Source organism: Escherichia sp. WS1368, from assembly GCF_046487485.1.
GTDB lineage: Bacteria > Pseudomonadota > Gammaproteobacteria > Enterobacterales > Enterobacteriaceae > Escherichia > Escherichia coli.
On record NZ_JBJQJI010000051.1, the window covers coordinates 1 to 598 of the forward strand.

Annotated in this window: 1 pseudogene; it reads left to right on the forward strand. The window is 63.5% G+C overall.

The features are described from left to right. Window positions 1–598, forward strand: a pseudogene (locus ACJHYD_RS24505) (RHS element protein); the annotation flags it as partial.

Consider the following 598-nt stretch of genomic DNA (forward strand, 5'->3'; position numbering starts at 1 on the left):
GTTTCACCGTGAGGCTGGCGGTGAATTCAGCGGCGAAATCACCGGCGTGACGGATGGTGCCGGGCGTCACTTCCGGCTGGTACTGACCACGCAGGCGCAGCGGGCAGAAGAGGCCCGGCAGCAGGCCTCTTCCGGCGGGACGGAACCGTCCGCTTTTCCTGATACCCTGCCGGACTACACGGAATATGGCCGGGACAACGGTATCCGTCTGTCTGCCGTGTGGCTGACACACGACCCGGAATACCCGGAGAATTTACCTGCCGCGCCGCTGGTGCGCTATGGCTGGACGCCACGCGGCGAACTGGCGGCGGTGTATGACCGCAGTGGCAAACAGGTGCGCAGCTTTACTTACGATGATAAATACCGGGGCCGGATGGTGGCGCACCACCGCGCGGGCCGGCCGGAAATCCGTTACCGTTACGACAGCGACGGGCGGGTGACAGAGCAGCTAAACCCGGCAGGCTTAAGCTACACGTATCAGTATGAGAAAGACCGCATCACCATCACCGACAGCCTGGACCGCCGTGAAGTGCTGCACACGCAGGGCGAAGGCGGGCTGAAGCGGGTGGTGAAAAAGGAACACGCGGACGGCAGCGTC